The organism is Flavobacterium sp. KH_001, assembly GCF_057840745.1.
In genome coordinates, this window is sequence record NZ_CM174520.1 from 3,962,203 (window position 1) to 3,974,674 (window position 12,472).

Sequence of the window (12,472 nt, forward strand, 5' to 3'; positions counted from 1 at the left end):
AGAGACACTATTTTATTTTACTGACACCTTCGGAGGTTTGTATTATTTTTTGAATGGTTCCATCCTCATTATAATACATATAGTCTACACAAACAGAACGTCTGTAGCTTCCGCCTGTAGGCAAACTTCCGTTGTGATAAAAAAAGTATGATTTGCCTTTGTAATCAATAATACCCGGGTGAGTCGTAAAACTATTGGATACGTTTTCCTGAATAATGCCCTGATATTCCCAAGGTCCTGTTGGTTTTTTGGCAGTGCAATATTCAATCATTTCAGGTTTTGTTCCGGCACTGGCATAAACTAAATAATAAATTCCTTTGCGTTTATACACCCACGGTCCTTCGATATAATTTTTGGGTTTGAAAGTAGTGATCAGGCCATCTACCTCGGTCATATTCTTTTTCAGTTTTACCCATTTGCAGCTTCCATTTCCCCAAAACATATAGGCTTGTCCGTCATCATCAACAAATACTGTCGGGTCAATATCGTCCCAGGCATACGTCATGTCTGTAGTCATTTCATTAATAATAAGCGCTTTGCCAATTGCATCTTTAAAAGGACCAGTTGGGCTATCAGAAACGGCCACACCAATCGCAGCGCCTCCTCCGCTTACATCATCTTTTTTGTGAAATGTGGAAACAAACCAATAAAACTTTCCGTTTCTCTCGATACATTGCGCTGCGTAAGCATCACCGGTTGCCCAGGAAAATGTGCTTGGTGAAAGCGGTGTACCATGATCTTGCCACGTTTCCATATCTTTTGTCGAATATACACGCCAATCGGCCATTTTGTAATTCGTATCCTGCTCGGTTGCAACATCATGTCCTGTATATAAATACAAGGTTCCTTTATGTACAATAGGCGCAGGATCAGCAGTGAAGATGTTTTTTATAATAGGATTTTGTGCTGTAGTTTTAATTGCTGATACGCAACATAGTAGCGCAAATAAAATTTTGGTATGGTTTTTCATTGTAACGGTTTTTTGGTTTGATAGTTAATGGTGATCCTGCGTTTAATTATATTGCATTCAAATTCAGTTTAATTTGTCTTTTTTATTACTACTTTTTTCCCAACATACTTTATTGTTTCAGAAATGGTATCGTTTTGCTTTCCGGAGATCCATACAATATTCATGTTATATGATCCTGTTTGATTCTGATAACTTCCTATTTGTCTTTCCAGAGTCAGCGTTTGATTTTTTTCATTCCACCTTATAGGAATCTCAGCATATTTTCCTTTTTCATAATTGTAATTATCACCTTCGTCATTGTAAAATGTAAACGCCGCGTCCTTACCTGTGTAAATTCGAAGTTCTAATACATCTTGTTTAGAATGTGCATCCTGAATTACATTACCCAGAGGAACAATTGAACCTTCTTTTACAAAAACGGGAATTTTATCTAATGGAGCTGACGTTGAAACAGTTTGTCCTCCTTCGAATCGTTTTCCGGTCCAGAAATCAAACCAGGCATTTTGCTTTGGCAAGTAAACATCCCAATTTGTAACATCGGGAGCGATAACGGGTGCTATTAATAATGCTTTTCCAAACATGTATTCATAAGCTTTACTAACTGCAGTTTCGTCATCATTGAAATCCATAATTAAAGGTCGCATCAAGGTTGAATTATTCGTCGTAATCTGCCAGCCTTCTGAATAGATATAGGGAAGCAATCGATATCTCAGATTGAGCATCGATCGCATATTGCTTTCTACTTTTTCTCCATATTTCCAGGGCTCGGTTTCTGTTTGATAACCATGAATGCGAAATATCGGATTGAAAACACCCCACTGAAACCAGCGAGTGAGTATTTCATGGTATTTTTTATCAGTATATTGTGTCGGACCAGGGCGAAAAAATCCACCAATATCGGTTGTCCAATATGGCATTCCGGTAAGATTATAATTCAAGCCAGCCACAATCTGACGTTTGTAAGCGTCCCAATCCCAGCCTATATCGCCCGACCAATTGATAGTACCATAACGCTGCTGTCCTAAAAAAGCAGATCGGGTAAGAATAGTGACCCTCTTGTCCGGATTAGTTTTTCTTTGACCTTCATAAACCGCTTTACTAACAAATAACGGATAGCTTAATCGGTAAAAATCACCTAATCCAAAATGAGTCTGCTTACCTCGTAAGGCATCGTTTTCAGGTTCAGTCGCATCCATCCACCAGGAATCTACTCCCAGATTAAATAAATTTTTATTAAGTGCATTCCAATGTGTTTTCTGGGTTTCGGGATTATAAATATCGATCCACGGGCTATTCGGAATAAATAAATTTTTTGCTACATATTCCTTCCCTATTTCAGATTCTTTATTTAAATTTTCCCAGACAGAAATAGAAAAATGAGCATTTAAATCGTGAATTTCTTTTATAAATTTTTCAGGTTCCGGATAATTTGTTTCATCAAACTTTGGCACTCCCCATCCATATTTACCCCAATATTGCCAGTCCTGCACAATTACATCCACCGGTAAATTACGTTTTCTGAATTCTTTTACAGTTGAAACCAAATGCTCTCCCGAAGTATAACGCTCCCGACATTGCCAAAATCCAAATGCCCATTTAGGAAGCATTGGTACATTACCCGTTAGATTACGGTAATTGCCTATAATTTCGTCTGTATTATTTCCTGCAAAAACTACATAATCAAGTGATTTTGCATTGGGAGAATTAAAAACAGTTTCGTTATTTGAAAGTTTTAAACTAAGAGATAGTATATTGCTTGATTTACAAATTACTTTTACTTTATGCTCTCCTGCGTTTAAGTGAACTATTTTACCTACTGCCGGTGGTAACCATAAATTTGATTGATTGATTACATCAATACCATCAATTAGTACTAGCTGACGGCTATCCATATCTCCTAGATCCAGAAATATAGAATATTCTCCGTCTTTGGCTACTGAAAAATTTCCGGAGTAAATAGATTGCTGTTGTGAAACTTTTTGAGTTCCCGAAGTTGTTGTCACTTCGACTTCTTGCTTTTCACCTTCACTAACTGTATTCTTAATCAAAGAAATTTCCTGATTTGTTGGATTAAAATACGTCAACCCATACTGATTCCATAATAACCCATAGCCCTTATTGGACACCAAAAACGGAATTGCAATTTGTGTATTGACCTGGATTAATTTGCGTGTCGCATTTTTTAAATTATAAAAACCATCCTGAAACTGTCCTAATCCAAACAAATATTCATCTTGAGGAGATTCAAAACCTTGTTCAGCTACGTAACAAGGTTCGCCCATAATTTTGCTCGGTCTTAACAATCTTGTATTTGCTTTTTCACTAAGAAATACACTGCCTGATTTATCACTATATGAAATTACGGCTGTTTTTTTATTGAATGTAACTACGATTGTTTTTGTACTGAGTTCTAAATTGTCGGCAGTTTCTTTTATTGCAAAATGAGGAACATCAGGCTTATTGATGAAAACGAAGTCTTGCTGTTCTTTTTTATCTTCTATCTGATATTGTACACGTATCGATTTTTCGGTAAGAGGAATTATGTTAAGCTCTCCTGCAGATAAAGCAATAGATAATCTATCCTTGCTTACAGAGTGTTTTTTATACTGCTGTGCATTCACAGAAGTGAACATAAAAACTAGAAATAATATATATATAGTTGTTTTCATAATTTCACTATTTATCCGTTAGTATGATGCGGATATGACCAGGACTGACATGAGGCAAGAAAAGCAAAAAGCACTAAAATATTTTTTAAGTTCATGATTTTAAATAATTCATTCTTATTATTTTCTTTTTACTATCATCGAATTATAGCTGAATAATTCGATCGTAATGAAAAAGCCGAAAGTGTTTAAGCTTTCGGCTTTAATTTAAAAACTAACCTTACCCTTAGTTATAAACCAATTTTGTAGAATAACACTTATAACCAACATTAATTTTTAAATCCAAACTCAAAGTCTTTAATTATATAGAAATTCCATTTTTACAAATCTTAATAAGTGTATTTATTACAAATATAAACAAAAACAACCAACACACAACCGGTTGCTTAATAATTTAACGTAAGAATTATCAAAAAAAGATCCAATAAAAAACATTCTACTTAATTTTAATACTGAAAAACCAAATTAAACTCAATTGTATTATTCTTTTAAAAGAAAATTTTGACAATTTAAAAGACATAATCCATTTTTATTACATAAGTCGTAAAAGTCAAAATCAGGAAAATTAATCATCAAATACTTGCAAATCAATAAGATTACTGTTTCGAACCTTTGAAGAAAGAATATGATCTAAAACAACTGGTTGCGCATTAGAATAGTATCAGCATCTAAACTTGTTAACCCTAAAATCCTTTCTATTAATAAGGTAAGACACTACTAAAGTAATCTTGCGAAGATTTTTTAATTGTTTAATTGTTTTCTACAAACCATTTTTTATTTTACCAACTGCCGCATTTACTTCTTTTTCTGGCATTTTACAAGCTTTGTTCACACAGACATAAATGTAGGTTTGATTGTCTGCAAAACGATTTTCTAAAATAGGAAGCTTACTTTCATTAGTTGCTCCTGCAATAAGGATATTAGGCAAATAATAGCTCTGAAGCTGGCTTGTTTTGGCTAAAGCATCTTTTCCGGAAATAGCAATCTCAAAAAAATCATCGGTATAATTCAACATTAAATTTAACCAATTGTAATACTCTGTTGGCGATTGTAAGGCGTCTGCTTTTACATTATTCAACATTTGTTGCGCAGTTTTGGAATACCTATCATTAGAATAATAATGCCCTAATAAAAATATATTTTGGGCAAGCATAGAATTAGAACCAGGAATTACATTGTCCACGATTTCCATTTTTCTGCTAATTAAATCTTTTGAAGTATTAGAGGTAAAATAAAACAGATTCGATTTTTTATCCCAAAAATGAGCTATTGTATAATCCGTCAATTGTTTCGCTTTATTGAGCCATTTTTCATCGAGTGTAATTTGATAGACAGAAATAAACGCATCTATCACAGTAGCATAATCTTCTGAAAAACCAGCAATACTACTTTTGCCTTCCTTATAGCTGTGATTTAAACTTCCATCTTTTTGCAGCTGATTGTTAACAATAAAATTGGCATTTTTCAAAGCGACTTCTTTATAATGTGAATTTTTAAATACCCTATAAGCAGAAACATAGCCCTTTATCATTAAAGCATTCCATGAAGTTAAAGTCTTATCATCTAAATGCGGTTTTGCTCTTTTGTTTCTAGCCGCCAAAAGTATTTGTTTCCAGTTTTTTATTTTAGAATCCAGTTCTGTTATCGTCAGTTTATTTTTGATTGCAAAGTCTTTATCTGATTGTGTCTTATATAAAACATAGTTTCTTTTTTCCCACAAACCATTTTCATTGATGTTGAAGTACTTTTGAAAAAGAGAAAAATCAGATTTTAACAACGTTTGTAACTCTTCTTTTTTCCAAACATAATAAGCACCTTCTTCCAGTTTGCTTGATTTGTTTTTACTGTCGGCGTCTAAAGAGGAATAAAAAGCCCCATTGGAAGCCATGAGTTCTTTTTCTACAAAATTCAATGTTTCAACTACCGTTTTTTTATACAATTCATTTTTGGTTGTCGAATAAGCATCCGCATACAAACTCACTAATTGTGCATTATCGTAAAGCATTTTTTCAAAATGAGGGATATGCCACTTTGAATCTACAGCATATCTGGAGAAACCGCCACCGATTGGATCGTAAATTCCTCCATTCGCCATTTTTGTTAATGTTGTATGTACATAGGTTTGGATCGCTTTATCATTATTTTGGATACTGTAACGTAGCAGAAAACTCAATGCACCTGGCATTGGAAATTTGGTATCGCCAGCTAAACCGCCTTCTTTATAATCTAATTCTTTCTGCCATAATTTTAACGCTTCCGAAAGCGCTGCCCTTTTAAAATCAGCCGGACTATTATTAACTGAAATTAATTCTGATTTCTGAATTCCTTCTACTAATTTATCAGCATATTCACTGGCTTTCTTCGGATTTTTTTTATACAAATCATAGAGATCTGTTAAAGCTTTTGTCCATTCTTCTCTTGTAAAATATGTACCTCCAAAAATAGGGCGCCCATCAGGAAGTGCAATACAGTTTAAAGGCCATCCGCCTTTGCCCGTCATTAATTGTACCGCATTCATATAAATCTGATCAATATCTGGACGCTCTTCCCTATCCACTTTTATGCTAATAAAATTGTCATTCATTAATTTAGCCACAGCTTCATTTTCAAAACTTTCTTCTTCCATAACATGACACCAATGACAGGCAGAGTATCCTACAGAAATAATAATAAGTTTATTTTCTGCTTTTGCTTTGTCCAACGCTTCCTGATTCCATGCTTTCCAATCTACAGGATTGTGCGCATGCTGCAAAAGATACGGACTAGTTTCATTAATTAAATCATTGGTATATTTGTGATGCTCTTCAGTATGCTGTTTTTTATTACAACTAATAAAAACACAGGAAACGATCAACAAAAGATGGAAAATGCGCATATAAGTAAATAAAAAAAATGTGAATAATAATGTTGACTTTCAGTTGTTTTCTTTAAATCAGAAGCTAAAATAGCAATTTAAATTTAATAGATTTACTACAACTAAAGAATGCTTCAAATCTGATATTAAAGGCTTCAAAATTGACAATCTTATTTCAACTTTCAAGCTATTTTTACGTTTAACATTTTATTTAAATGAAATGAAAACGAAGCGCTATTTTAAAGATAATATCGCTCTAAAAAATTTCAAGGAACACGATGAATATAAGCAGAAAAAAGTCAACCAGTATATTGATGAGTGATACATCACAAAAACTTTCTGTACTGGAAAAAATAGGTTACGGTTTAGGAGATTTTGCAGCAAATTTGATTTTTCAAACCTTACTAACCTTTCTGGCTTTCTTTTATACTGATGTTTATAAAATTCCTGCCGGAACGGCAAGTATTATTATTTTTATTGGTGGCTTTATTGGTGCTTTTTTTAACATTATTATGGGGGTTATTGCTGATCGCACCCAAACCCGCTGGGGAAAATTCAGGCCCTGGATATTATGGACTGCCCTGCCTTTTGGAATTGGCGCTGTTCTTACTTTTTTAACTCCAAATTTTGGAGAAAATGGCAAGATTATCTATACGCTACTCACTTACTTTTTTCTAGTTATAATCTATTCAGCCAATAATTTGCCGTATGTTGCTTTAAGTGGAGTTTTAACTGGTGACATGAAAGAAAGAAATAGTCTTTCCTCCTATCGTTTTGTTGCCGTAATGGTAGCTCAATTTATAATTCAGTCCCTTTTATTACCATTGGTCTTAATTTTAGGACACGGTGATAAGGCAGTTGGTTTTAAAAATACGATGATTCTATTTGCGATTACAGGTGTGATTTGTTTTTTAATTACGTTTTTTACTACCAAAGAAAGAATCATACCCGCAAGGCACCAGAAATCTACAGTTCGACAGGATTTTATAGACCTAACTAAAAATGGTCCCTGGCTGGTTATGCTACTGGTTACTATTTTAGTTTTTATAACATTGTCTTTAAAAGGCGGAATGTATGTTTTCTATTTTAAATATTATTTAGATCCTGTTGCGCAAACTGTATTTTTGAATGATATTGGTTTTACCGCATTTATTCATGACCTGAATAATTCTTTGATAACGATGGGATTAGTAGACTTTCAGTGGCCTGGAGATGTTCCTACTTCGGCATTTAGTCTTTTTAATGCTGGTGGAATTCTTTTTATGATTCTAGGAATTCTATTTTCAAAATCACTTGCAGATTCTTTTGGCAAAAGAAATATTTACATCAATTTCATTTTTTTGTCGGCTTTAAGCTTGCTGCTTTTTAATTTTTACAGCAGGACAGCTATTGCACTGGTTTTTCTGACGCAATTAGCACATGGATTTATTTATGGAGTAACTATTCCATTGTTATGGGCGATGATTGCAGATGTGGCCGATTACAGCGAATGGAAAAACAATCGAAGAGCAACTGCTACTGTTTTTTCGGCTATGATTTTCGGACTAAAAATAGGTATCAGTATTGGCGGTGCTCTTGGTGCCGCTTTTTTATCCAAATATGGTTATGTTGCTGAAGAGGTTAATCAGGTTCCGGCAGCTGTAGAGGGAATTAAATTGTGTATAAGCATTTATCCAGGCTTTATATTCATCATAAGCGCCGTTCTGTTGTGCTTTTATGTAATTGATAGAAATATGGAAATTGGAATTGAAAAAGATTTAAAGGAAAGAAGAGGAAATTAGCCCATTTTGATATCTAGCTATGAGTTAAAGCTGTGTAATTGAATACCACAGAGATACACAAAGTTTTCGCAGAGATACACAAAGAGTTTATTTAATCTCGCCAACTCACAAAAGCGAAAAGTTTAATTTTTTCCGTGAAACTCTTTGTTAAATCTCCGTGTATCTCTGCGGTAAAGCTGTGTAACTGAATACCACAGAGATCCACAAAGGTTTCGCAGAGATCCACAAAGTTTTTATTAATCTTACAAAGTCACAGAAAAGCGTAAAGTTTAATGTTCTCCGTGCAACTCTGTGAAAAATCTTTGTGGTTCTCTGTGGTAAAAAATTTAACGCAAAGTACGTGCTAAAAAAAAACAGTAATACAGTTCGAAGAACGAACTGTATTACTGTAAAAAAACTACATATTATTCTCTTATTGTACCGTAATAGGAAGCGTATTTACAATATTCTCGGCTGATGTAGCCGTATAAAGCACAAATTCACCTGGTTCTACTTTCCAGGCAGCATTTTTCTCATCATAAAAAGCCAAATCTTTTACCTTTACTTTTAAATCAATTGTCTTTTCTTCTCCTGGTTTTAGAAATATTTTGTCGAATGCTTTTAATTCTTTTTTAGGTCTTAAAACGGATGATTTTGTTTGGCCAGCATACAATTGAACTACCTCTGCACCGTCTGTTTTTCCTGTGTTTTTGATAGTAAATTTTACTGTTATTTCATCATTTACACTGTATACTTTTTTATCAGCAGTAACATTAGAGATATCAAAAGAAGTATAAGACAGACCGTAACCAAAAGGATATTGAGGTTCAATTCCTTTTGTATCAAACCAACGATATCCTACCAAAATATCTTCCTCATAATTTACTTTTAAATCGTGCCCGGGATAAGCTCCTAAAGCATGTGCGGGAGATTGATTCAAAGTAACAGGCAACGTAAAGGGTAATTTTCCCGAAGGAAATTCTTTGCCGCTCAATACGTCAACTACAGCATTACCTGCTTCCATTCCACCATACCAACCCCAAACTACTGCAGGCACACGTGACTCAATACCCGCCAATTCAAGTGGAGAACCTGCAATAATCACTACAATTGTTTTAGGATTTGCCTTGGCTACTTCCTGAATTAAAGTTTCCTGTCCGTAAGGCAAACGCATGTGTAATCTGTCAAATGATTCTGAATCGAAATCATGGTTCAAACCTGCAAAAACAATTGCTACATCCGATTTTTTGGCTTGAGCAACTGCTTCTTCGATTAATTTCCAATCTACTTTGTCGGTGTTTAATTGACCGTCGCTGCTTCTTTCCACAACATGAGATTGTTTCTCATAACCTTGTGCAAAATTTATCTGCATAGACTTTCCATATTTAGTAGTCAGAGCCTGAAGCGGTGTTACCTCATATAAAGCTTTTATTTCTGAACTAAATCCGCCGCCGCAATGTGTACGGGTTGCATTATCACCAATAAGTGCTACTGATTTTATGGTACTCATATTCAACGGTAAAATTTGCTTTTCGTTTTTTAGCAACACTATCGCCTCTACCGCAGAACGATAAGCTGCTTGTTGGTGTTCTTTTGTATTGATAGAACCTTTAATTCGTGTCTTTGGATCTAAAACTTTCGTTTTTATCATGACTCTCAGAATATTGGCTACTTTTTCATCGACTAAACTTTCTTTTATTCGCCCTTCCTGAACAGCCTTAATCAACGGATCTGCGAAATACCAGTCATTATAATTTTCTTTTTCGGTTCCCATTTCTAAGTCTAAACCGGCCAAAGCTGCTTTTTCAGTACTGTGAACGGCATCCCAATCAGACATATAAACGCCTTTAAATTTAAACTCATCACGCAAAAGTGTTCGCCCTAAATAATCATTTTCAGTACAATAGGATCCTCTGAATTTATTATAGGCTCCCATAACGCCTAAAACACCGGCATCAACGACAGAAGCCTTGAAACCCGGCAAATAAATTTCTCGTAAGGCGCGTTCGCTCATAGTCACATCTACCACAAAACGGTTTTCTTCCTGATTATTAGCTACAAAATGCTTTACACATGCGGCAACATCCTGAGTTTGCAAGGCCTTAATATAATTGATGGAAAGCTGCGAAATAAGAAATGGATCTTCACTCAAATATTCAAAATTTCTTCCGCAAAGCGGAGAACGTATAATATTGATTCCTGGTCCAAGTAAAACATCTTTTTTACGAAAGCGTGCTTCTTCACCCAAAACAATACCGCGTTGTTTTGCCAGTTCAAGATTCCAACTTGCTGCCATGGCTGTTCCCGGAGGAAAAGAGGTTGAGGCATCATCCGTTAGTCCTGCATATTGCCAATTATGGCGATTCATTTCTGCTCTTACTCCATGTGGACCATCTGACAAGGCCCATTCCGGAATTCCGAGATGTTTTACTTCTTCTGTATAAAATTTAGAGTTTCCATGTAACATGCCGACCTTTTCCTTCAAAGTCATTTTCTTAATTAACTGTTGAATTCTTTTTTCCGTAGAAGTATTGGTTTGCGAAAAAGAACTTTGAAAAAAAACTGAAAACAAAGCCGCAGCTATAAATCGTAATCTCATTTTATATGTTTTAGAGAACCTTTTGGTTTAGATTAAATAATTAAATTTGAGTATTAAATAGAAAATACCCCCTAATTAATAAGCTTTCAAAAATAGAAGAATACGAAATAAATAAATCCCAAAAATCAAGCATTTTATATAAGAAATGAAGCATGAAATTAAGGATTCGGCTCCATTAATTTATTTGCAGCCATTTCCCCGCTTGGAATTGGCCAAATATAATTACTACTAGTTGGCAAGACCAAAGGAGCTGTTCCGATGGAGCCTTTTTTGGCTGGAAGGGTTTGTACTTTTCTTTGTAAATCCATCAAACGAAAACCTTCTCCTAAAAATTCAATATCTCTTTCTTTTTGTATTGTTGCAATCAGTGCTTCTTTTGTTGTAATGTCATTTGCAGGAAAAACATAATTAGGATCGGAGCGATTTCTAACCGCTGTAAGCAGCGCTGTTGCCAATGTTAAATCATTCGTATTGGCAGCCGCTTCTGCATAATTTAACAGTATTTCGGTATAACGAATTACAGGTACGTAATCTCTAAAAGGTGCTGTTGTGACACTGAATTTTTTTAATACTTTTTGATTTGCCGCACTTGTACCGATAAGACCTGAGCGAGCATCAGAAGCAGTACTAAAAACGGGATCACTGACAATTCCTGCTGCTGCTAAAAAAATAATAGGCTGCGTTAAATAATTATAGGACAGCGCATACTGTGCAGAAGGGGTTTCGGTAGTTGAATTTGCAAAAGGAATAGAAAAAACAGCTTCAGTTCCTGTATAACTTCCTCCAAAAATAGCGGCATAATTAGGTTCTAATTTTTGAGTTAAATTTCCTTCTGTATATTGAAAAGGCGGGGTAGCAGAAACAATTTTCTTAGCTTCTATTATTGCTTTTTCAAAATTATTCTGTACCAATAAAACCCTTGTTTTTAATGCAATTGCCGTAACTTTTTTAGCTCTGGAAGTATTTAGTAATGGCGTTGTATAACTAACCGGTAAATCTGTTTCGGCTTCATCTAAATCTTTCAGAATTTGATTATAGACCAATTCAACAGAACTTCGGGCCAAATCATTATTTCCTGAAGTTGTAATTGCCGTTAATCGCAAAGGAAGACCCAATGAGCCTTTATCCTGATTATACGGTTTAGCATAGGTTTGAATTAAACTAAAGTAACAGAAAGCACGAACAAATTTGGCTTCAGCAATGTAATTTTTAGCCAGTTCTTTTGAAATCACTGTCGTTTCATTCATTTTACTGATTAGAATATTTGACGCATTAATTGCGGTATATCCAACCGACCAAACGTTATTTACGAAATCATTTGTCGAGGCTACATTTTGATTCCACACCGCAGAACCTGTTGCGGCATTTCCGTCATTTTGCCCAAACTGATCGGCCCGCTGTTCATTAAAAACAATAAATCTTCCTCCATAAAAGCTTTGATTTTGTAATTGTTTGTACAGGTTATTGGTTTGCGCCAAAATTTTTTCCGGAGTACTAAACGCTATAGATTCTGGAATACTGGTTTCTGGCTGAGTATCTAATAAATCGTCATTGCAGGCTGCCGTAAACATCAGAATAAAACAGCTCATTAAAATATATTTTTTCATCATCTTTGATTTTAAT

6 protein-coding genes are annotated in these 12,472 nt (G+C 34.7%); 1 reads left to right on the top strand and 5 read right to left on the bottom strand.

The features are described from left to right. Positions 1 to 7 precede the first annotated feature (7 nt). The 3 genes from AC3ITQ_RS17250 to AC3ITQ_RS17260 all read right to left on the bottom strand — a co-directional run bounded on the left by AC3ITQ_RS17250 (position 8) and on the right by AC3ITQ_RS17260 (position 6,511). On the bottom strand, positions 8 to 970 hold the full coding sequence (locus tag AC3ITQ_RS17250) for a glycoside hydrolase family 43 protein (RefSeq protein ID WP_489235372.1): 963 nt from the start codon (positions 968 to 970) through the stop codon (positions 8 to 10). Positions 971 to 1,038: 68 nt separating this feature from the next. Next, positions 1,039 to 3,639, bottom strand: coding sequence for a glycoside hydrolase family 31 protein (locus AC3ITQ_RS17255; protein ID WP_489235373.1), 2,601 nt, complete (start codon positions 3,637 to 3,639; stop codon positions 1,039 to 1,041). A gap of 757 nt (positions 3,640 to 4,396) precedes the next feature. Beyond that, positions 4,397 to 6,511, bottom strand: a complete 2,115-nt coding sequence (locus tag AC3ITQ_RS17260) for a thioredoxin domain-containing protein (RefSeq protein ID WP_489235374.1) — start codon at positions 6,509 to 6,511, stop codon at positions 4,397 to 4,399. Positions 6,512 to 6,804: 293 nt separating this feature from the next. Here AC3ITQ_RS17260 and AC3ITQ_RS17265 point away from each other — a divergent pair, with 293 nt between their 5' ends. Beyond that, positions 6,805 to 8,271 (top strand): MFS transporter, encoded by a 1,467-nt coding sequence (locus AC3ITQ_RS17265; protein ID WP_489235375.1) that lies wholly within the window; start codon positions 6,805 to 6,807, stop codon positions 8,269 to 8,271. A 412-nt stretch (positions 8,272 to 8,683) separates the two neighbouring features. Here AC3ITQ_RS17265 and AC3ITQ_RS17270 read toward each other — a convergent pair whose 3' ends face one another. Next, complete coding sequence (locus AC3ITQ_RS17270) at positions 8,684 to 10,849, bottom strand: beta-glucosidase (protein WP_489235376.1); 2,166 nt, start codon at positions 10,847 to 10,849, stop codon at positions 8,684 to 8,686. Between the two features lie 158 nt (positions 10,850 to 11,007). Continuing rightward, a complete protein-coding gene (locus AC3ITQ_RS17275; RefSeq protein ID WP_489235377.1) occupies positions 11,008 to 12,456 on the bottom strand; it encodes a RagB/SusD family nutrient uptake outer membrane protein in 1,449 nt (482 codons plus the stop codon). Positions 12,457 to 12,472: the final 16 nt, after the last annotated feature.